Origin of the sequence: Chryseobacterium sp. RLHN22 (assembly GCF_051011795.1) — a bacterium.
Taxonomy (GTDB): domain Bacteria; phylum Bacteroidota; class Bacteroidia; order Flavobacteriales; family Weeksellaceae; genus Chryseobacterium; species Chryseobacterium zhengzhouense.
The window spans coordinates 81,506-104,146 of sequence record NZ_JBPCHW010000014.1 but is presented as its reverse complement, the minus strand read 5'-3'; the positions used below and the strand labels follow the sequence as shown (position 1 = coordinate 104,146).

Annotated in this window: 21 protein-coding genes; 5 read left to right on the top strand and 16 right to left on the bottom strand. The window is 33.4% G+C overall.

Going from position 1 to position 22,641, the window contains the following annotated elements; translation table 11 throughout:
- The 12 genes from ACR1PN_RS14430 to recQ all read right to left on the bottom strand — a co-directional run bounded on the left by ACR1PN_RS14430 (position 1) and on the right by recQ (position 11,748).
- Positions 1-1,353 carry a TolC family protein gene (locus ACR1PN_RS14430; protein ID WP_378178409.1) on the bottom strand — a complete coding sequence of 451 codons (1,353 nt, stop codon included), beginning with the start codon at positions 1,351-1,353 and terminating at the stop codon, positions 1-3.
- 93 nt (positions 1,354-1,446) lie between these two features.
- Positions 1,447-2,040 (bottom strand): TetR/AcrR family transcriptional regulator, encoded by a 594-nt coding sequence (locus ACR1PN_RS14425; protein ID WP_378178412.1) that lies wholly within the window; start codon positions 2,038-2,040, stop codon positions 1,447-1,449.
- Between the two features lie 162 nt (positions 2,041-2,202).
- Positions 2,203-3,027: a CvfB family protein gene (locus tag ACR1PN_RS14420; protein WP_433980602.1), complete on the bottom strand. Its 825-nt coding sequence runs from the start codon at positions 3,025-3,027 to the stop codon at positions 2,203-2,205.
- Positions 3,028-3,143: 116 nt separating this feature from the next.
- Positions 3,144-3,626 (bottom strand): hypothetical protein, encoded by a 483-nt coding sequence (locus ACR1PN_RS14415; protein WP_433980601.1) that lies wholly within the window; start codon positions 3,624-3,626, stop codon positions 3,144-3,146.
- Positions 3,627-3,630: 4 nt separating this feature from the next.
- Positions 3,631-4,503, bottom strand: coding sequence for a DUF4476 domain-containing protein (locus ACR1PN_RS14410; RefSeq protein WP_433980600.1), 873 nt, complete (start codon positions 4,501-4,503; stop codon positions 3,631-3,633).
- A gap of 149 nt (positions 4,504-4,652) precedes the next feature.
- Positions 4,653-5,252: a hypothetical protein gene (locus ACR1PN_RS14405; protein ID WP_433980599.1), complete on the bottom strand. Its 600-nt coding sequence runs from the start codon at positions 5,250-5,252 to the stop codon at positions 4,653-4,655.
- Between the two features lie 138 nt (positions 5,253-5,390).
- On the bottom strand, positions 5,391-6,794 hold the full coding sequence (gene lpdA, locus ACR1PN_RS14400) for a dihydrolipoyl dehydrogenase (RefSeq protein ID WP_378178427.1): 1,404 nt from the start codon (positions 6,792-6,794) through the stop codon (positions 5,391-5,393).
- 125 nt (positions 6,795-6,919) lie between these two features.
- Entirely contained in the window at positions 6,920-7,402 is a 483-nt protein-coding gene (locus ACR1PN_RS14395; protein WP_433980598.1) for a hypothetical protein, read from the bottom strand.
- A 39-nt stretch (positions 7,403-7,441) separates the two neighbouring features.
- Complete coding sequence (locus tag ACR1PN_RS14390) at positions 7,442-7,792, bottom strand: hypothetical protein (RefSeq protein WP_433980597.1); 351 nt, start codon at positions 7,790-7,792, stop codon at positions 7,442-7,444.
- Between the two features lie 59 nt (positions 7,793-7,851).
- On the bottom strand, positions 7,852-8,937 hold the full coding sequence (locus tag ACR1PN_RS14385) for a glycosyltransferase (RefSeq protein WP_433980596.1): 1,086 nt from the start codon (positions 8,935-8,937) through the stop codon (positions 7,852-7,854).
- Positions 8,938-9,274: 337 nt separating this feature from the next.
- Positions 9,275-9,526, bottom strand: a complete 252-nt coding sequence (locus ACR1PN_RS14380) for a hypothetical protein (RefSeq protein ID WP_433980595.1) — start codon at positions 9,524-9,526, stop codon at positions 9,275-9,277.
- 17 nt (positions 9,527-9,543) lie between these two features.
- Positions 9,544-11,748, bottom strand: coding sequence for a DNA helicase RecQ (gene recQ, locus ACR1PN_RS14375; RefSeq protein ID WP_433980594.1), 2,205 nt, complete (start codon positions 11,746-11,748; stop codon positions 9,544-9,546).
- Positions 11,749-11,894: 146 nt separating this feature from the next.
- On the opposite strand from recQ, the gene ACR1PN_RS14370 reads away from it, so the two are divergent.
- The 4 genes from ACR1PN_RS14370 to ACR1PN_RS14355 all read left to right on the top strand — a co-directional run bounded on the left by ACR1PN_RS14370 (position 11,895) and on the right by ACR1PN_RS14355 (position 17,533).
- On the top strand, positions 11,895-12,854 hold the full coding sequence (locus tag ACR1PN_RS14370) for a KpsF/GutQ family sugar-phosphate isomerase (protein ID WP_433980593.1): 960 nt from the start codon (positions 11,895-11,897) through the stop codon (positions 12,852-12,854).
- Positions 12,855-12,959: 105 nt separating this feature from the next.
- Positions 12,960-13,787: a twin-arginine translocase subunit TatC gene (gene tatC, locus ACR1PN_RS14365; protein WP_433980592.1), complete on the top strand. Its 828-nt coding sequence runs from the start codon at positions 12,960-12,962 to the stop codon at positions 13,785-13,787.
- Positions 13,788-13,923: 136 nt separating this feature from the next.
- Positions 13,924-15,552, top strand: coding sequence for a M1 family metallopeptidase (locus tag ACR1PN_RS14360; protein ID WP_433980591.1), 1,629 nt, complete (start codon positions 13,924-13,926; stop codon positions 15,550-15,552).
- A 124-nt stretch (positions 15,553-15,676) separates the two neighbouring features.
- Positions 15,677-17,533, top strand: a complete 1,857-nt coding sequence (locus ACR1PN_RS14355) for a peptidase M61 (protein WP_433980590.1) — start codon at positions 15,677-15,679, stop codon at positions 17,531-17,533.
- Positions 17,534-17,605: 72 nt separating this feature from the next.
- On the opposite strand, the gene ACR1PN_RS14350 is transcribed toward ACR1PN_RS14355, so the two are convergent.
- Genes ACR1PN_RS14350 through ACR1PN_RS14335 form a run of 4 tightly spaced genes read right to left on the bottom strand, consistent with a single transcriptional unit; the run spans position 17,606 to position 21,724 of the window.
- A complete protein-coding gene (locus tag ACR1PN_RS14350; protein ID WP_433980589.1) occupies positions 17,606-18,502 on the bottom strand; it encodes a GLPGLI family protein in 897 nt (298 codons plus the stop codon).
- A gap of 1 nt (position 18,503) precedes the next feature.
- Complete coding sequence (locus tag ACR1PN_RS14345; protein WP_433980588.1) at positions 18,504-19,331, bottom strand: GLPGLI family protein; 828 nt, start codon at positions 19,329-19,331, stop codon at positions 18,504-18,506.
- Between the two features lie 34 nt (positions 19,332-19,365).
- Positions 19,366-21,357, bottom strand: a complete 1,992-nt coding sequence (locus ACR1PN_RS14340; RefSeq protein ID WP_433980587.1) for a M56 family metallopeptidase — start codon at positions 21,355-21,357, stop codon at positions 19,366-19,368.
- A gap of 1 nt (position 21,358) precedes the next feature.
- Positions 21,359-21,724, bottom strand: coding sequence for a BlaI/MecI/CopY family transcriptional regulator (locus tag ACR1PN_RS14335; protein ID WP_047483601.1), 366 nt, complete (start codon positions 21,722-21,724; stop codon positions 21,359-21,361).
- A 332-nt stretch (positions 21,725-22,056) separates the two neighbouring features.
- Between ACR1PN_RS14335 and ACR1PN_RS14330 the strand changes: the two genes are divergently transcribed.
- Positions 22,057-22,629: a hypothetical protein gene (locus tag ACR1PN_RS14330; protein WP_433980586.1), complete on the top strand. Its 573-nt coding sequence runs from the start codon at positions 22,057-22,059 to the stop codon at positions 22,627-22,629.
- Positions 22,630-22,641 lie beyond the last annotated feature (12 nt).

Here is a 22,641-nt window from a genome sequence, read left to right as displayed (position 1 = left end):
CTATGGGTTTTGTAAAGTATTGAGTTCTCCTTTAGCTTTTATTAATTTAATTTCAGCCTGCTTGTAATCTAATAATGCTGTTGTATAATTCTGTTTTGCATCCGTCAAAGCATTTTCAGAATCTAAAACTTCTGTAAGCGTCGCTAAACCGTACTGATAATTAGACTGAGTATCTTTCTGTACTTTTTCAGCAAGCGTTACGTTGTTCTTCATGCTTTCAATATTAATTAATGAATTTTCAATATTGGTCACCGCATTTTTATATTCAAGGCTAAGCTGAAGTTCTGTATTCTGAATATCCTGATCTAAATCCTGAATATCGATTTCCGCCTGAGCAATTTTAGATTTTGTAGAACCTCCGGTAAAAATCGGAATGTTTATATTCAAACCAATTGCTGAATAATCACTCCAAAGAACTCCGTTATTCAGGCCATTGGTAAGCGGGAATTTTTTACCCATCCCGGCCCAACCGTAGTTTGCCTGCAAAGCTACTGTAGGATATAAATATGCTTCTGTCGCTTTTTTATTAAATACCAAAAGTTCTCTGTTTTTTTGTAAAACTTTAAGCTCAGAACGGCCTTCAAGATTTACGGCGTCAGCTAAAAGCTGAGGCTGAGGTTCAATTGCTTTTTCCTCTAATTCAATTTGGGTATCAATTGGAATTCCCATATAGAATTTCAAAGAATTTTTTGAAAGCTCTACTGCATTCACCAATTGCTGTCTGCTTGAACTGATATTTGTTAACTGAACATTCGTACGGTCAAGATCAATTCCTTTTGCCAGACCATTATCTACCAGACTTTTAATGACGTTTCTTACCTTTTCGGTATTTGCGTAGCTTACATTTAAAGTTTTAAGATTCTCTTCCTGTACAAAAACCTGATAATATGCTGTTGCAACGTTTTCAATAATCTGTTCGTTAGTCAGCTGAGCGTTTAAAACATAAAATTCTCTGGTAGATTTTGCCGCCTTAAGCCCGGTAAATACTCTTTGGTCAAAAATAGTCTGATTTAAAGTCACTACAGCCTGTGATTGCCAAGCCTGCCCTAACTGAGCACGGATTCTTTCGCCTCCGAATTCAAGTAATGACTCCTGAATAACCGGATTGTAAGTAACTCCTGCACTTGCACCGATCTGTGGTAAAGCTCCTGATCTTGCTTCATCGATTTTGTATTCCGCTTTTTTAATCTGTAAAGCCGCTTTTTTTGCTTCAGCTTTATTTTGCAACGCCTGTTTAATGGCTTCCTGCAGAGAGATCTGCTGTTGTGCATAAGCTGATGAAGAGGCCAACATCATAAATGCTGCAGCTACACCAATCTTGAGCTTTTTAGCAGTTATACGTTTTCTGTTCATAATTTTATACTTCGTTTATTTTTTTGTTTTCTTTGTTTATATCTTTTATTCCTAAGGACGATTCAATTTTTAAATTACTTTAAGATTTATTAATTATTTCTTAAAAAGCATATTTAAAATAATATCTTTTCTCTCGGCAATCAGTTTATCAAACTCTTCATCATTAATGTTCATATTCTCCATGAATAAAGGTCTGATAGCACTAGGAAACACCAATAAAGCGATCATATTCAGTACAAAATGTACCGGTTTCATTTTTTCGATATTACCTAATTCCATTTCTTCCTCGATATCTCTGTAGAGCTTTTGTAAGTCATCTTCTTCAATATCTTTTTTCTGACAATTTCCTTTATTGATTTGTGAAACGATATACGTTTCCAGATAGGGATACTGAAGACTTGTCGCTAAGCTTTCTTCAATAAACTGTGCAATTTTTTGTTTGAAAGGCAGATCTGAATTCATAATCACCTCAGATTTTTCTCTTTCTACTTTCTGCGCTTCTTCAAAAACAATCTGAACAAGATTATCTCTTGATCTGAAATAGTAATTGATAAGCGTTCTGTTGACACCCGCCTCATCAGCAATTTCCTGCGTTGTAGCATCAAATTTACCTTTCACGAAGAACAGATTCTTCGTGGTTTCCTTGATTAATTCCTGGGTCTGGTCTTTTTTTGCTTGATTTGACATTTTTGTTAAACAAATTTGTGCAAATATAAACCAATCAATTGTTTTGACAAAATTGTTAAACAAAATAATTAATGTGATTTTCGTCATATATTTCATGGTTAATATAAAAAGGTCGGGCGGAAACATAGTTTCCGCCCGACCTTTTTATATTTATGAATAAATTTACAATAATCTTATTTTATCCTCCAAAATATCGATAATCTTATCTTTGTAAAGCCCACCAATTGCTTTCTTAAAATTCTTTTTACTCATTTGAAGCTCATCTTTCACTTCTTCAGGAGAAGATTTATCTGAAAGATGCAGTAAACCGAAGTTTTCTTCTAGTTTATTAAGAATTTTCTGCTTAAATTCATCAATATTTTCAAAACCTTGAGGCTGAAGAGAAACATCTATTTTACCATCTTCACGAATTTCTTTGATATAACCTTCTTCTTCAGACAACGGATACAGTTTTTTGTAAACATCTGAAGAATAAATCAGACCGATATATTTTTTATTGATCACCACATTCCAGCCTAATTCACTTTCATTCATCATTAATAAATCTACTTTATCTCCTTTTTGGAAAGGCAGGTTTTCATATTGTGGATTTCTTTTAAACTTGGTAGTTCCGGTAATCAATTCTAAATTTTCATCTACATAAAGATACACCAGATATCTTTTTCCTTCGATAATTTTAGATTTTTGCCGTTTGTAAGGAATAAATAAATCTTTGATGATTCCCCAATCCATAAAAGCCCCGCTCGGAAGACTTTGTACACAATTCATCACCGCAAATTCCCCTACTTCAGCGAGCGGAATTTCGGTTGTCGCCTTCAGCTTGTTATCATCCTGATAAACGAAAACTTCAACTTCTTCGCCTACTTCTTTTTCATCCTGAACGAAAACTTTAGACAAAAAGGCTTTTTCGCCGGTTTCGTCTGTAAGAATCCATCCTGAATTATTTTTTTCTGAAATTTTTAAAGTCTGGGTTTTTCCGAGTTGCATCAATGATAAATTTAGTATGCAAAGGTATGAAAATAAGTTGGAGAGTTTTAGGGGATTTTGAGTTGGAACGTTTTAGAGTTGAAGAGTTTGAGTTTTCTGAATCGATTTAAAATTAATTATTTATAATTTTTCAAATCTTGGATGAGTTTTTGAGACTCTCTCAGATAATCGGTTTTTTCTTCATCATTAAATGTTCCGACCGTTTTTATGAGCTTATCTTGTTGATAATAATATCTCAATTCAGATAACAACTGAGGTTTTTCCAGATAACCATTTTCATCAACAGTCTGAAGTTTTTTTGAATAAACAAAAATTAATTTACCATTTTCTGAGTAGAAATATTCCGTAATGATTTTCCATGCAGATAAGCCCATAAAGTGTTCCATTTTTCTGAGTTTTCCGTCTTTATAGAAGCCTTTCAATTCAATTCCGTTATCTGTTACCTCAGATTTATCCATAAAATAAGAATAAGGAACTGTTTTAATTTTAAAATCTTTTATCTGATTAATACTTTGAACGGTCTTTTTTACAAACTCAATATTTTGACTCAACATTAATCCTGAAAAAACAATCATTAAAAATGGAATTAATTTTCTCATGAAATTAATTTTTAGATATAAAATCCAATAAATCTTTTCTGCTGCTTTCAAAATCCAATGCATCTCCTACTACAAAATATTTTTGCTTATCAACACATTTTGAAAACAACGATTTTGCCAGAGCGATTTTATTCTTATCAAAGCTTAAATCCTTTACCAGGACAGCAATCTGCTCCGAAGTAAACATCGCATGACGACCTTGCTGATTGATGAAAGCAATTTTCTTATCATCAAACCATGCATCTTTTTTCATCGCAGACATAAACTGTTGGAAAGTAAGATGATCCATTACATTCGGATAATTAACATTACCGTTATTTCCTGAATTTCCGTAAGGATTATTCCACAAATCATTCCAATTGTTGAAGCCGTAATATCCATTCTGAAGCGGATAAGAATCCAAAAGATATAATCCTTCATCGGTAAAAAAGTCCAGAACCATTCTGCTGTTATTTCTCACATTTAAAGTCGTTCTGTAAATTAAATACCCGTTGTCATAAATTGAAATCGGAATTCTTCCCGACGGAAGATCGAAAAATCTGTATCTTCCCGAATTGTTTGCAATCATCTGATCTGCCAATTCTACACTGAAATATCCCTGTTCCGGAATTCTCAGAAAAACTTCTGCATATCCATAATTCTGATTCCACTGATAGTTTGGATTCGTCGGTCTTCTGTTTTGATTTTTCTGATTATTTGGGTTTCTAAATCCTGAGTTTCCGGAATTGTTATTTCGTGAACTTTCTCTTTGAACTGTAGAAGATTCCATCTCTCTTTTTGAAGCTTCATTTTTCAAAAGCTCTCCTGCCTTTCCCGCTTCCTGCGCAAAAAATAGTAGACCGGATAAGATCGCACAGACTGTAAATATTTTTTTCATAATGATTTCACTTTATAATGAATTCGCGCTCTATTTTCATGCCAAAAATCGAGAATTTCAATTAAAATGAAATTTAAAATTGATCGGCTTAACCTTGTCATAAATATTGAATCCAAGGGAAATTTAGATAAAAAAAGAGAAACCAAAAGTCAGTTTCTTATTTTTTCAATTTCGGATTTCATTTTCAGCTCCCAATTTTTTCCGTTTCTTTTTATTAAATAAGGTTTTACAGTTTCTTGGTATTTTTTTTGAGCTTTGAGATCCATAAAATCTACTATACATCCTGTATTAAAATAAGTCACACCATACTTTTTATAAATATCGTCAATTTTCTTTTCTATTTCTTCATCATAGTCAGAAACAGCCAGTCCTCCTGCAAACTTATAGGTAACCCTATCATTTTCAATATCTTTTTTAGCTTGTTTAATATATTCCATTTCACGAAGTGTAAGTTCTTTTTTCTTCTTTATATATTCTGAACTTCCTTCAAAAGCAAGAAATGCTAAAAACAGACAATTAAGTATAAAAAAAATATGTAGAAAATTATTTTGTTTGTTTTTTACTGATGCAATTAGATAAGCTAATAATCCGATGATTAGTAAAATAATTAAGATATATTCTGTTTCATAATCTGTAAAATGATTTATAAAATCAAAAGGCATTGGGAAATTAATGCCATAAAATATCGCAACATTTGCAACAAGTATTAAGATTATTAAAATAATATTTAGATATAATATTTTTTTCAAAATTTGTCTTTTTATGGTTCCACAAATTTATTCTTTAACTAATTTATAAACAATCTTTTGACCAACAAAAAAGACTGCCATCAAATTGAGGCAGTCTTAGATTTTAAATATTTAAATGATTAAATCTTTAATCAAGTCTTACATATGTATCGCTCTTTTTCCTGTGGCATCCAAAGCAGCTTCTTTTACAGCTTCTGCATACGTCGGATGAGCGTGAGAACTTCTTGCAATATCTTCTGCACTTGCACGGAATTCCATTGCCATCACACCTTCAGCAACCAAATCTGCAGCTCTCGCCCCAATCATGTGGAAACCAAGAACCTCATCCGTTTTTTCGTCAGCGATAATTTTTACCAGACCATCAACGTCACCACTTGCACGGCTTCTTCCTAAAGCTCTCATCGGGAAAGTTCCGATTTTGTAAGCTACACCTTCTTCTTTCAATTGCTCTTCAGTTTTACCAACTCCGGCAACTTCCGGCCAAGTATAAACAACACCCGGAATTAGGTTATAATTGATGTGAGGTTTTTGTCCAGCCAAAGTTTCAGCAACGAAAACCCCTTCTTCTTCAGCTTTGTGAGCTAACATTGCTCCTTTGATTACATCTCCGATTGCATAAATATTGGCAATGTTTGTCTGTAAATGATCATTGGTTTTAATTCTTCCTCTTTCATCCAATTCAACACCAGCTTTTTCAAGAGCAAGACCGTCTGTGTAAGGTCTTCTTCCTACAGAAACCAAACAATAATCCCCTTCAACAGTAACTTCTTCTCCTTTTTTATCTTTAGCAGTAATTTTCACAGAATCTCCGTTTCTTTCAACCGCTGAAACCGCTGTAGAAAGCATAAACTTCATCCCTTGTTTTTTAAGAACTTTAGTCAATTCTTTGCTTAAAGCTCCATCCATTGTAGGGATAATTTTATCCATAAATTCAACCACTGTTACCTGAGCTCCAAGTCTTAAATAAACTGAACCTAATTCAAGACCGATAACTCCTCCACCGATGACAACCAAATGTTTAGGAATTTCTTTTAAATTCAAAGCTTCAGTAGAAGTGATCACTCTTTCTTTATCTAAAGTGATAAAAGGTAAAGATGATGGTTTAGAACCTGTTGCGATGATCGTATATTTAGATTCGATGGTTTCAGAAGAACCGTCGTTTTTAGTCACTTTAATTTGAGTTGCAGATTCGAAGCTTCCAAGACCTTCAAAAACAGTGATTTTGTTTTTATCCATCAGAAAATTGATTCCTTTTGTAGTCTGCTCTACCACTTCGTTTTTTCTCGCAATCATTCTTGCGATGTCTGCCTTTGGCTCGTTGATGATAATTCCGTGGTTTTCGAAATTATGTTTTGCATTTTCGAAATGCTCAGAACTGTCTAAAAGTGCTTTTGAAGGAATACATCCAACGTTAAGACAAGTTCCGCCCAACGTAGAATATTTTTCAATAATTGCTGTTTTGAAACCCAACTGTGCAGCGCGGATAGCCGCTACATAACCTCCAGGACCGGAACCGATTACGGTAACATCAAATTGACTCATTTTATATTTTAATTTATTTATTATCTAAAGATTAGTTCTCACAAATTTACTGATTAATTACCACGCACCCAAGTGAGTTTTGTCAAGTTTTTTTAAGAGGGAAGAGGGAAGCTGGATGATAGAAGTTAAATATCCAATGGCTCAATTTCTTCTCCCGTATTTCTATCAACAGATTTTATTTCAACAGTTTTTTGGATATTTAAATTTCCTTTTACCTTAATCAAAAGCATTTCTCTAAGTCTTTCTTTATCATTAAGCCATATTGTATCGCTGTTATATTTAGTAATTTTTATTTTTGAATTATAATTCATAAAAGTAAAAATTGAATCATCAGCAACGCCCCATCTGTAAATAGATTGATCGTATGGATAATCATTCCATATCCATCTTTTATTTTTAGTTTTGCTAAATGATAATTTTTGAAGTTTATTTTTCTTCATAAATTTGAAAGTAAAACCATAATCTTCAGCTCTCTCTCTAGGCCATTCATAATTCCAGTAGCCAATACTATCCTCATAGAGAATAGTGTCTGTAATTCTTTCTTTTGGACTTTTACATCCTATTAAAAGAAGAAAACCGAAAATTATTAGTAAAAGTTTTGTATTCATTTATAAAAGATAAATCATAATTTTTCCTAAACTAAAATTCTAAATATGAAAATTCAATTTTCCTTTACTAAAAACTTCTCTATTTCCAAAAAAATTTCCGCCACAAATATACCATGGAAGGTTTTCTAAATATTCTATTGAATTTTCAGGTTTCATTTCTGCAACCTCTTTTTTAGCGATAATTCCTTTAAACCATCTGCTTAATTCCGGAGATATTTCAGATTCAAAAGAATATTTGAGCCAAATTCTCTGGCAAAGTTTACATTGAATAATATTTACTTCAGCATTTCTACCTTCTGTAAAATCGGTTCCTACAATTGAAGTTCTGTATTCGGATTCAATTAAATCATGTTTTTCGCAAGCACAACCTAATTTTGGAAGTTTTTTCATGAATGAAATAATAATTTTTGAAATTTTTTGAAGTTCAAATTTAAGAAAATTAAAGATGATTACTTTCTCATCAGATCCAGTAAAATCCTTTCATACCTGTCTAAAATAATCTCCTTTGAAAATCTGGATTTGATTGAATTTTTTATTGCTTCTGAATCATAACCCCGATGCAAAAGCGTCATGATTTTTTGTGAGAAATCTTCATGATTTTCTATGTCGGCAATTTCACCGTTTATATTATGCTGAATAATTTCATTAATCCCTCCCGGACAATTATTGGCTAAAGAATAGGTTCCGCATGCGCCAGCTTCCAAAAGAACATTCGGAAAGCCTTCATAGCGTGAGGAAAGAATAAAAAGATCTGCGAATTTCAAAAACTGATACGGGTTCTCGTGTCTTCCATGAAAGATTACATTTTTTAATCCTAAAAAATCTTTCATCTGATGAAGAATCTCACGGTCTTTGCCATCTCCTAAAATATGCAGGATGATTTTTTCGTTTTTCAACCTCGAAAAAACTTTCAAAAGATTATCAAAGCCCTTTCTGGCCGATAAGTTACCTATTGCAACTACATTTTTATAGTTCAGTTTAAAACATTCAGGTTTTTGTGAAATTCTAAGTTTATCTTCAATAAAATCAAAATCTACGGGGTTGTTGATTTTAACAATCTTGTCCTGTTTAATATTAAAATTATCAATCAGATCTTTTTTCATATCATCACTTTGTGCAATGATCTGCTGGTAATTATTGTAAAAACTATAGAAAAATTTAATTTCTTTTCTCGTCACATGTTTAGAAACCACATTGGTTTCTCTGGCAATAAATTTAGTACGTGGAAAAAGCTTGATGAATAAAGATAAATAAGCATTCACTTCTCCAAAACCCGAAAAAACAATATCGGGCTTTCTTCTGTAAATTTCTTTGAGAATTGGTTTTAAAGAATGTCGGATTCTTTCGGTATCAATGTTTATGATTTCAACATCATTTTTAAGAAAACCGAGGTATCCTCCCTGTTTGCGAAGAAGCAAAATCTTTGGCTCAAAACGATCTCTTGAGAGATGATTTGCTATGGTGGTAACGATTCTTTCTGCACCTCCGGTTTCAAGATCCGGCAGAATAAATATGACCGAAATTTTCTTATTCATCCTGAAAAATTTGTAATGATAAATTTAATCATTTTAAAACAACTCAGGAAAATCTTGAGAGTGGTTGTTTATGATATGGTTTACTAAAAATCTGTTCGCTTTCTGATCAAAAAATATGTACCAAGAGGTATTATTTGCTTTGTATTTTATAAACTTTTTGCCGAATTTTTTGAAATTTTCGGGAGCGTTATAACCATTTACGTGAAAATCATAATTCATTACATAAAAAAACAATTTCTTCTACATACAATTTAGCATCGCTTTTAAAGCCGAAATAATTTTTTGAATATAAAATATCGACTAAGTTTACAAGAAACAATTCAACCTCATTAGAAAACTATTTCTCTTTCCAAGGCAATAAATCAATATGTGTATAAACTTTTTTCATAAGCTCTTCACCTGTCATTCCTCTCGCAAACCTTTCATCAAAATCATCTTTTACAGCATACTCAGCCTGAGATTCTGCAACTTTATCAACAGCAGTTTTTTTATTCTTGATTTCAAGTAATTCTGCAATATCTTCAAGCTCACCCATGTCTTTGATCCACTGAATAAGCTCTTTTTTCGCTTCATGAATTGGGTTTTCCATTCTGAGCTGATTTAAAATTAATTGGCAACATCGCTGATAAATTTAATTCTCAGCATTCTAACTTCTTCATCAGACAATTCATCACCGAATTCATCCAGCAAAACTTTCATACTGTCGCTTTCAGACTCGTTCATGAATTCCATGAAACCATCTACAATATCTTCATCAAAATTATCTTCAATGTAATAGTCGATATTCAACTTCGTTCCCTGATAAACGATTCTCTCCATTTCTTTCAGAAGATCATCCATCGAAAGGTTTTTCGCTTTTGCAATATCTTCAAGATCAATCTTTTTATCGGTGCTCTGAATGATAAAAACTTTATGGCTTGATTTATTGGCAACCTGCTTCAAAACCATGTCCTGAGTTCGCTCTATATTGTTGTCTTCAACATATTGGGCAATAAAGTCAGCAAATTCTTTACCATATTTCTTAGCTTTTCCTTCTCCAACCCCATATATTTTAGCAATTTCTTCAACCGTGATGGGATATTGAACTGTCATATCCTCCAAACTCGGGTCCATAAAAACGGTATAAGGCGGAATTCCGTGCTTTTTAGCCACCTTTTTTCTGAGTTCTTTAAGTAAAGCAAATAAATTCTGATCTAAGCCTCCACCTGACTGCATTTGCACCTGATCACTTTCAGCTTTGGTTTGTGAAAGGTCAAATTCACGATCTTCAGCAATCTGAAAAGGTTCTTTAAAGTCTCCGCTTAAAACCTTTCTTCCTTTTTCTGCAATTTTTAAAACTCCATAGGTCTCAATATCTTTTTGCAGAAAATTCTGAACGGTAGCCTGCCTTAAAATAGACTTCCAATAATTGTCTTTTTCAGATTTACCGAAACCAAAATGAGGATTCTGTTCTAATTTATATGACTTTGTAACCGCAGTTTCTTTACCTGTAATCACAGAAATTAAATCTTTAGATTTAAACTTTTCCTGTGTATCTTCTATAAGCTCAAGCACCTTTCGGAGATCTTCTGTTGAATCTTTCAGCTTTGGCGGATTCGATGAGTTGTCACACATTTTCGCACCTTCGCCATTTACAGGATCAAAGCTTTCACCAAAATAATATAAAATATATTGTCTTCTACTCATTGAAGTTTCGGCATAGCCAACAACTTCGTTTAAAAGCTGTAAACCAATTTCTCTTTCGGAAACAGGTTTTTGGGCCAGAAATTTCTCAAGTTTTTCAATATCTTTAGGATCGTAGAAAGCGAGGCAATATCCTTCTCCTCCATCACGACCTGCACGACCGGTTTCCTGATAATAGCTTTCAAGAGATTTAGGAAAATCGTAGTGAATGACAAAACGTACATCCGGTTTATCAATTCCCATCCCGAAGGCGATTGTAGCCACAATGACGTCTGCTTCTTCCATCAGAAATTTATCCTGATTGGCAACTCTTACTTTTTGATCTAAACCAGCATGATAAGGGAGCGCATTGATTCCGTTTACCTGAAGAAGCTGTGCAAATTCTTCTACTTTTCTTCGGCTTAAACAGTAAACAATACCCGATTTTCCTTTATTTTTATTAATGAATTTTACGATTTCCTTATCAATATTTACTTTTGGTCTTACTTCGTAAAACAAATTGGCTCTGTTGAAACTTTCTTTAAAAACCAAAGCATTGGTCATCCCTAAAGTTTTCTGAATATCATCCTGTACTTTCGGGGTTGCAGTTGCCGTTAAAGCAATTACGGGAACATCCGCAATTTTATCGATAATCTGTTTTAAATTTCTGTATTCAGGTCGGAAATCGTGTCCCCATTCTGAAATACAATGCGCTTCATCAATCGCAAAGAACGAAATTTTCACATCTTTGAAAAATTCCAAATAATCTTCTTTAATTAATGATTCGGGAGCTACATACAGCAGTTTGGTTCTTCCGCTTTTTATATCATCAAAAACCTGTTTGGTCTGAGTTTTGTTTAGAGATGAATTAAGAACATGGGCAACCCCACTTTCTGAAGATAATCCGTTGACTGCATCTACCTGATTTTTCATCAGCGCAATCAGTGGTGAAACGACAATCGCAGTACCCTCTGAAATGAGAGCCGGAAGCTGGTAACACAGTGATTTACCGCCGCCTGTAGGCATTAGAACGAAAATATCTTTTCCATTTAAGAGATTTTTGATGATCTCTTCCTGCTGTCCTTTGAAAGTAGAAAACCCAAAGTATTTTTTTAATTCGCCCGATAAATTGGCATTTTTTGCGCTCATCTAATTTTGTATTGCTAAATTTGCATCTAATCCAAAGTTATAAAAATTTTACTTAAAATAAAAACTGTAGTTTTTTTTAATCCTTCAATTTATAATGAATACAAATTGAAATCTTTGGTGATCTGTATATTAATTTCAACATAAAAATGGAAAGAGACACAATTATCTCAATTGCAAAAAACACATTGACCATAGAAATTTCTGAACTTGAAAAACTGAAAGAAAGAATCGGCGACGAATTTGTAAAAGCAGTAGAAATCATTCACTCTACCAAAGGAAAATTGATTGTTGTGGGAATTGGTAAATCTGCACACGTAGGAAATAAAATTGTTGCTACTTTGAATTCTACAGGAACACCATCACAGTTTTTGCACGCATCTGAAGCCATTCACGGCGATTTGGGTGTAATTCAGAAACAGGATGTTGTTTTATGCATTTCCAACTCGGGAAATTCTCCTGAGATTGTTAATCTGGTTCCTTATTTAAAAGATTATTCTTCTGCCCTTATCGGAATGACCGGGAACAGAAAAAGTAAATTGGCTGAGTTTTCGGATGTTATTCTGGATACTCATGTTGATATGGAAGCCTGCCCGATAAAATTGGCGCCTACAAGCTCTACCACTTTACAAATGGCCCTTGGTGATGCATTGGGAATTGCTTTAATGGAAATGAATGAGTTTAAAGCGAATGATTTTGCAAAATTTCATCCAGGAGGAAGTTTAGGTAAAAACCTGATCTCTAAAGTGGATGACTTTCTTTCTTCCCAAAAACCTGAAGTTACAGAAAATGACACCGTAAAAGATGTTATTATATCTATCAGCAGCTCGAGACACGGAATTACGGTTGTTACCAATGAAAATAACATCATCGGAGTAATAACAGACGGAGATTTAAGAAGAATGCTGATGAAAGGCGAAGATATTTCAAAAGTTCTGGCTAAAGATATTATGTCTGCAAATCCGAAAACTATTGAGAGAACTGCATTGGCGAAAGAGGCCATGAAAATTTTAAAAGAAAATAACATCGGACAACTTGTTGTCACCGAAAACGGAAAATATTTCGGAATTATTGATCTGCATAAACTGCTGGATGAGGGAATTAATTAAGTTGAGGTTGAGGATAAGTCTAATTTATAAATAAGATTTGAAATTTTATCCTTCTTCTGTCATGAACAAACTTTTTCCTAAATTTGAAACTTAAAAAAATTATCTGTGAGCGAAGATAAAGACATGTCTTTTTGGGGACATATTGGCGAATTGAGAGGTCATCTGATCCGCTCTATTATAGCAATCGTAATTGCTGCGATTGTAGTGGGCTTCAATATCAACTGGATTATGGATCATATTTTCTTTGGTCCGACCCGAAATGATTTTCCGACCTTCAGACTGGTGAATGATTTCTCGAGATGGCTTTTAGGTGAAGACAGTATTACTTTACCTGATGAATTTCCGGTACGTGTACAGAGATTATATCAACAGTTTAACGTGATGATGGCAGTTTCTATTTTTGGTGGTATTGTTGCTGCTTTCCCTTATATTGTATGGGAATTGTGGCGGTTTATAAGTCCGGCGCTGCATCCCAATGAAAGGAAAAATTCAATTTTCATCATCAATTCTGTTTGGATTTTATTCATGACCGGAGTTTTATGCGGATATTTCCTGATTTTACCCTTTGCTGTCAATTTTGGAGTAATTTTTAAAATCTCAGATATTATTATTCCATTATATGATTTAAGTGATTATACGACTTTGTTTTTACAAGTGGTTTTAGGAATGGGTGTTGTGTTTTTATTTCCGGTTTTGATCTATTTCTTAACAAATATCGGAATTTTGAATCCGAAATTCATGAAGACTTACAGAAGACATGCTATTGTTTTAATAATGGTAGTTGCAGCGATCATCACTCCTGCAGACGTTCTGAGTATGTTGATGGCAGCATTTCCGTTATTATTGCTGTATGAATTTAGTATCGTAATGTGTTCTTATACTTATAAAAAAGTTCAGAAAAGAGAAGCAGCTTTGCAGAAAGTTACACATTAATCTTTCTACTTCATAAAATTATAGGGCGTAAAAATCTAAGATTTTTACGCCCTATAATTTAAAATCGACAGTAAAACTCAATCATTCTTAATAATATTCTTTAATTTTGGCATTGGTCAAATTTCATCTTATCAAAATGAAAAAAATTTCATATTCTCTTTTATTGGTTTCAAGCCTTACTTTCGGACAATTTTTTGAGCAAAGTAAAACGTTCACTAAAGCGGATACTTTAAAAGGCTCCAATACAGAATTCCGTAACTTCTGGGATGTAAAAAAATATGATCTGTCTGTAGAGCCTGACTTTGAACAAAGAAGTCTCACCGGAAATAATACAATAAGCTTTGAAATTATAAAAGATGTATCAAACCCTGTTTTTCAGATTGATTTGCAGCAACCAATGAAAGTGGATGTAGTACAGTCTAGCTTTCCTAGTCCTAAACCATTTAAAAGAGAAGGCGCTTTTATTTTCATTAGTTCTCAGAAAAACTTTAAAAAGGGAGAAAAACATACCATAAATATTGGTTATTCAGGAAAGCCCATCATTGCTAAAAATGCACCTTGGGACGGAGGATGGATTTTTAAAACCGATAAAAAAGGAAATCCCTGGATGAGTGTTGCCGACGAAGGGATCGGAGCATCAGTCTGGCTTCCTACAAAAGATATCTGGAGCGATGAACCTGATTTTGGAATTGTGATGAAAATTATTACTCCGAAAAATTTAGTTGGAATCGGAAACGGAAGGCTAATTAATCAGAAGACAGAAAATAATAAGAATATTTTCATTTGGGAAGTTAAAAACCCTATTAATGCTTATTCAATCATTCCGAGTATAGGAAAATATGTAAATTTTAAAGATTCGTATGAAGGTGAAAAAGGAAAATTAGATCTGGACTACTGGGTTTTAGACTATAATTTAGATAAAGCAAAAAAGCAGTTCGAGCAGGTAAAACCGATGCTTAAGTCTTTTGAATATTGGTTTGGCCCTTATCCTTTTTATGAAGACTCTTATAAGTTGGTTGAATCGCCGCATTTGGGAATGGAACACCAAAGCAATATTGCTTACGGAAATGGTTACCAAAACGGATATTTAGGGAGAGATTTATCCGAAACCGGAGTTGGTTTAAAATGGGATTTCATCATCATCCACGAAAGCGGGCACGAATGGTTTGCTAATAATATTACAGCAAAAGATCAGGCTGACATGTGGATTCATGAGGCTTTTACCAATTATTCTGAAGTTCTCTTTACCGAAAATTATCTCGATAAAAAATCTGCTGACATTTATGCACAGGGAATTCAGAATAATATATTGAATGATATTCCGATTATCGGAAAATACGGAGTAAGAAATGAAGGAAGTGGCGATATGTACGCAAAAGGCGCAAGTATGGTTCACACAATTCGACAAGTCATCAATGATGATGCAAAATTCAGACAGATTTTGAGAGGTTTGAATAAAGATTTTTATCATCAGACCGTTACTACCGAACAAGTGGAGAAATACATTTCCGAGAAGGCAGGATTTGATTTTACAACTGTTTTCAATCAATATTTAAGAACGGTTGATGTTCCTGTTTTGGAATATTCTCAAAATGGAAATGAACTGAAATACCGTTATACCAATACTGTGAAAAATTTAAATCTTCCGATAATATTTGGGAGTCAAACGATTTCTCCTAATGAATCTTGGCAGACGTTGAAACTTAGCAACTCAAATCCGGTACAGTTTAGTAAGAACTATTATATCAGATATAAAAAAGTTTAAATTAATTAAAAGCAGAACCAATTTTTGGTTTTGCTTTTTTTTAACTAAAAATTAGTAATTAATTATATTTTTACCTGTAACAAATTCAATTTAAAATCAACTACTTATCTATAAATTAAACCTAATGAAAAAAATAGCATTAAGCCTAGGAATTTTGGCAGTAGCTTTAGTTCAGGCTCAATCGATTAAAACCAATATCGATTTGGTTAATGTAAAAGACGATAAAGTGGCCGTAACCATGGAATTTCCGAAAATGAAATCGAATGATGTGAAATTCCACTTTCCAAAAACCGTTCCCGGAACGTATTCTGTGGATGACTACGGAAGATTTGTAGAAGGAATAAAGTTTTTAGATAATAAAGGAAAAGAGCTCGCCTTTACCAAAGTAAACGACAATACGTATTCATTAAAAAATGCGAAGGCTTTAACTAAAATTACTTATTTCGTTAATGACAGTTTTGATGAAGAAAACGAAACCGATAAGCATAAAGCCGTATTTTCTCCTTCAGGAACAGATATTGAACAAGGAAAAGTATATTTAATCAATACTCACGGTTTTGTAGGGTACATCGATAACATGCAGGATGTTCCGTATCAGTTGATCATTCAGAAGCCTAATGATTTTTATGGTACGACGGCTTTGGTAGACCAGGATAAATCTGAAGCAACAGATACTTTCACCTTAGCTAACTATGCAAAACTGACAGATTCTCCGCTAATGTATTCAAAACCCGATTATATTACTTTCAATGCAGGCGGAATGGATCTTGTTTTAGGCGTTTATTCTCCTACGGGAAAATATAAAGCAGCCGATTTTAAAGATAATTTAGAAAAAATGGTGGTTGCTCAGAAGAAATTTTTGGGAGATATGAACACCAACAAGAAATATGCGATCATGCTTTATCTTGCAGGAGCTCAAGGTCCGCAGATAAAAGGCTTCGGAGCGCTGGAGCACCACGAATCTACAAGTGTGGTTCTTCATGAAATGATGCCGAAAGAAGCGATTGACGAATCGATCGTTGATGTGGTTTCTCACGAGTTTTTCCACACGGTAAATCCTTTGAAAACCCACTCTGAAGAGATTCACTATTTCGATTACGCAGACCCGAAAATGTCTCAGCATCTTTGGATGTATGAAGGCGGAACAGAATATTTTGCCAACTTATTCCAGATTCAGGAGGGTTTAATTACGAAAGAGCAATTTTTACAGAGAATCGCTGATAAGATTAAAAATTCTAAGAATTATGATGACACGATGCCTTTTACGGTCATGAGTAAAAATATTCTTCAGGATCAATATAAAGATCAATACAGAAATGTTTACGAAAAAGGTACACTTCTTACCATGTGTCTCGATATTGAGCTGAGAAAACTATCAAACGGAGAGATGGGTTACCGTGATATGATCAGAAAACTGTCTCAAAGATTCGGTGAAAACAAACCTTTTAAAGATGATAAACTGATTGATGAATTGGTAACGATTACAGGTTACCCGCAAGTGAAAGATTTTTATAACAAATACATTGCAGGAAGCCAGCCAACTCCTTACGCAGAATATTTAAGTCAGGTTGGTGTTGAGATCAACAAACAGGAGACGCCACCAATTCTTTGGTTTATCAAGAGTCCGGAGCAGACCGGTTTTGATGAGATAAATAATGCTTTTGCTTTTGATGATCATTCTGCACTTTCTACATTTGCCAAAAATCTGGGAATGAAGATCACCGATCAGGTAGTAGCAATGGACGGAAAAACGATCAACATCCAAAATGCGCAGGAATTTATCGGATATGCACAATCCATTAAAGAAGGACAGAATGTTACCGTTACCGTACTCCGCAAAAACGGAGATAAAATGGACAAGATTGATCTGAAAGGTAAAGCGGCACCTGAAAGAATGACTGTTGAAACCCTTGTATTTAAAGCCAACCCAACTTCTGCAGAACAAAAACTACAGGATCAGTGGTTAACTGGTAAGAAATAAAATATTTTATTAAACAAAAAAACAAGCGGAGAAAATTTCTCCGCTTGTTTCGTTTATAAAATATTAAAATTGTTAATTATAAAGTTCCGGTTCTATAGGATTATTATTCTTTTTAAAACCTTCTTTTGCGCTCCTCTCCATTTCTCTGAAAACCTGGTTCGGGTCTGAAATTTCTCTTCCATCTGAAGTTTTTGTTTTAAAGACAATTCTGTTGGTGTCCGAATTTTTCGACATCATTTCGCGCATATTTTTTGTCGGATCATTTTTATAAGCTTTCCATACTTTTTTGAATTGGGATTTATTGATTTCTATTTCTTTTCCTCCCATTCCGTACAGCTGTATTCCTTGAGGAAGTTCAAGTTCCTTTGTTACGGTAGGCTGGATGCTTTTATTACCAACCAGAGTCAAAGAGTGCGAACCTGTTTTATCTTCAATTTTAACGATCAGACCAGGCAATCCGTAAAATTTGTATGGTCCGTCCTGAAACGGAATATCAGTTGAAAACCATGCCGTCCATTCTCTTCCGCCATATTTTGTAGTTGCTTTTTGGGCATTATACGCTCCTATTTTCTGTTTGTCGGGAAGAATTTTCCATTCCGGTTTTTTATCTTCTTCCACTTTATAACTGTCGGAAGAAATATTTGTAAACAGATAGGTTTTAAAATCAGGATACTCTTTTGTTACCTTATAATTTACCTGTCCAGGCTTATCTCTTCTGTTCATGCTGATATTATTCGGACTTAGTTTGAGCTGTTTCTCCAAATCAGCCCGGGAAGTAGAGTCTGCAATGAATTTTTGCTGACCATAATATTTTGATCCTGTTTTATCAATATCCAGAAGCATCACTTCACTAAGCACTTTGGATCTGTCAGTAGAATCTGGAATAAATTTGTAATCGTAGAAAAACCGGTTCTGAGCAAAAACACCAAAACCGATTATTAAGAACATTACCAAAGATATTTTTTTCATCTTATTTTATTCTGTTAAGTTCAATCCTATTATTATCTTTTTTTATACTCGCTTTCAGGCGTTCTTCCTGACTTTTCATCTGATTTCCTGTACCTTCTTTCATAATCATGGTCACTCCTCCCATCTGCATTTGCTTTAAACCTTTTGTAGGATCATTTTCATAATCTTTTACCAACTTGTCGTATTGTTTTAAATTGATTGCAATTTCTTTTGAATCAAAAACATCATTAGGAATAGAATCTATATTTTTAATGGCTTGCAATGTGAAAACATGAGATTTCGTCTGGTCTTCCAACTTTACGATAAGCCCTGGAAGTCCTCGGAATTTATATGGGCCATCCTGAATTGGAATATCGGCAGAAAACCATGCAATCCAGTGTCTTCCGGCAAAATCTGCTTCCGCCTTCTGTACATTCCATTCCCCTATTTTCTGTTTATCGGTGTCGATTTTCCAATTAATGGGTCTTTCATCTGAAACCCTGTATTTATCCATTAGAAGTCTGCTGTGCAGAAAAGTTTCGTATTTAGGATATTTTTTGGAGACAGAATATCTTACCGAGCCCCTTGAATTAGCTTTAATATTAATCATTCCGGTTGCAGCCAGTTGTTTCTCCAGATCAATTCTTGAAATAGAATCGGCATGATAAACCGTATAGCTGTAAAATTTGGATCCGGAAGGTGATGTATCGAGATTCATCATCTCTGTTTTCACTTCTGCTGTATTTGTTGAATCCGGAATAAATTTATATTCGTACGTGAAGCGTTTATTCTGTGCATGAGTTAAAATTCCGACGAGCAATAAACAGAAAATGGTTATCAGTTTTTTCATTTTGAAAATTTATTTAATTTAAATTCCGGTAAGCTTAATTAAAGTTATTTTTCTTTGTCTTAATATAAATTTCCCCAGCTTCTTTTCCTGAAACTTTTGTTTTATTGATGTTAATAGATTCGATATTCTTTGGGTCAATTTTACCTAATTCTTCACTGGTACTCGCATTCCCATTGATGAAATATTTGACATCTCCAACAGAATTAGCTTTAACAATATCTTTCACATTGGTCTGAAAAGTAGCACCATTAGATAAAATTCTGCTTTTTGGAGGAATCGGAGTTTCCGTATAACTTGATGTAGCAGAATAGCTAACTTTTGGTACATGCGCATCTACAGAAACGATCCAAGGATTTCCTTGTAATTCTCTTTGCTCTTTTCGGATTTCTTTAAGCTTTTTCTCGGCTTCAGCTCTTTCTTTATTTAATTTTTCAAGCTTTCTCTTTTCTTTTTTTGTAAGCTCTTTTTTAGAAAAATTACTCGTTCCGTTGTAGAAGCTATACCCATTTCCTGAATATTGCTTTGCTATTTTCTTCAATTCTTCTGAATCTGAAAAAACATCTTTACCATTCAGATAAAACTTATTGATTTTGCCATGTTTCTCTCTAAATTCAGGAGATGCAAAATTATCTTTCAAAGCTTTGATTTTCTCTTCACTCAGCTTAAAGTTCTCTTTAAATTCTTTAGAGTCAAATATTTTTTCCAGATCGATGTCTTCTCCATTTATATTGATCCTGTAGTTTTCTCCATCAGGAAAAACTCTTTTAAAGTTCATATCTTTTAAAACTACTTTAGGATCTTTATTTGCCAGAATTTTGTCTCTGCTGCTCATCAGTTCATCAAAATCAATTTTGAACTGCATATCTCTTTCAGCAATCTTATCCATTTCATTAGAAAGCTGATTCAACTCTTTTGCTTTTAATTCAAATTCATAGCTTTTCTCGCCTTTTTCTTTTGCTATTTTTTCTAACTCTGCAGCTTTCTCTTTCGATTTTTCGCTCAAAGTTTTTAGCTTTTCAGACTGAACTTTAAGTTTTTCATTCGCTTTTGAAATTTTTTCCTGCTGGAGTTGCAGAATCTGGGCGGCTTTATTTTTCGGAGAGATGGTATCTCTTTTCATTTCTGCAACCGCTTTATCAATCTCAATATTGGTTTCTTTTATTTCTTTGTTTTTGGCATTTACCATATAAGCGAAAGCAACAGTAAATAAAACCGGTAAGGCAAATATTCTTCGCGCATACCCATACTTTGTTTGGGGTTTTTGTAACATTTTGAGTCTTTTTTTAAGGTTTGAACTTAGAAACGGACTGGTTGCAGGCAACTGATTTCCGGAAAAGTGGCTTGCTAAAAGCATCTGCGCAAATGCTTTGGTGTCCGATTGTTTTACGGCTTTTTTATCAGCCAGATATTCATGTATTAAATTGATTTCTTTTTTAATGATATGAAAGAACGGATTGAACCAGAAAACGGAAGTAATAATTTCAATAAAAATTTTATCGAAAGAATGTTTCTGCTCAATATGAACCATTTCATGCTTTAAAATCTGCTTTCCTACTTCAGAATTGATGACAATGGAATTCTTCCAGAAAAGGTTTCTGAAATAGGAAAAAGGAGCTTCCGAAAGATTGGTCTGGTAAAAATTTACCCCTTCAAAACTTTCTTTCTTAAACTGGCTTTTGAGCTGCTGGATTCTGAAAATCCCATATAGAAATTTCCCTAAAAAATAGAGAGAAACCAATCCCAAAGCTGAAAAAATAATTCTAAAATAAATGTGGTCATTATCTAAGTTTTTTTGTTCGTTAAAACTTTGCATCTTACTGATAAGTAAATAAAGATTATTACTTACTTCTATCGTAAAATCTTCTATTTTAATAAGAGGCAGCAAGATCGAGATCAGCATGGCAGACAAAAGATAAAATCTGTTGTAATGATGAAAGGTCTTGTCTTTTAAAGACAACTGATAATACAAAAACATTACACCTGAACAGATAATTACTTTTCCGAAGTAAAAAATAAGAGCTTCCATATTAGTCTTTGTTTTTAAGTTCGTTTAACAGCATTTCAAGATCTTCAACCGTCATTTCGTTTTTTTCTACTAAAAAAGAAACGGCACTTTTATAAGAACCTTTGAAATAATTCTTCACCAGACTCTTCATTGTTTTCCCGGAATATTGCTCTTTCGTTACCAGAGGAAAATATTCATGCTGTCTTCCGTACACATGATAATCTACAAATTCTTTATCCTTAAGAACTTTCAGAATCGTAGAAACCGTATTGGTATGCGGTTTCGGTTCCGGATAAAGATCCAGAACATCTTTCAGGAAACCTTTTTCGAGTTTCCATAAAAACTGCATTACCTGTTCTTCTGCTTTTGTTAAGGTCTGTATGATCATAATGTATAATTTAAGTTTAGTCTGATAAAGTTAACAAAAATTCCTTATCACTAATAAATTAGTTATACAAATGTAGAATTATTTTTTATTCAAACAACTATTTTTTTAGTGATAAAAATTAAATTCAAACAAATTACTGTAAATCAATTATTTACGAAATATTAAAATATGTTAAATTTTTAATAGACATAAAATATGCTATAATTAATCGTTAGAAAAAAGCTTAAATTCAATATAAATTCTTAAAACTTGTTAATTTTTATTAAATAAAATTAAAATGAATATGTACAGAATGAGAAAATATATTTATTTTAGTGCTTTAAAAATTTCTAATGAAAAGATATACTCTACTTTCTGTTTTAATGCTGTTGATTTTTAATGTAACATCAGCGCAGACTTCTTCTGTTTTCGGATCGGTTACAGAAGCAAAAACAAAAATTGAAAACACCGTTCCTTTGGTATTGGAACATTTGAAAAAAATAAGCGATTCGCAGGGGGATGCAACAGTTTTAAGCAATGGTAAAGCAGCATTGAAAAAAGAATATGACGCAGTAGCTTTGGAATTTGATTTATATAGAGGAAATATGGCAAGCTGTATTGTAAACAAATCGAAAACAGCTACAAAGTGTATGAATTATCACACTCAATATTTCAGAAACACTTTAGGAAATTACGACAACTTCATCAACTATATTACTAAGAAAAATGGATATTTAGGAGTAGATGATGACAGTGTGAAGAAAGATTTCAAACCCACAGAAATTGCCACCAAAATTGATACTGATTTTACAGCAGCATCGAAGGCAGTAAAAAGATTAAAAGGAAACAACAAATCTTCTTACTTTGAACAGGTAAAATCTGAAGATTTTAAGCTAGCTCCATTTGAAACGTTAGCTAACAAATAGTTTTTTTTAAAA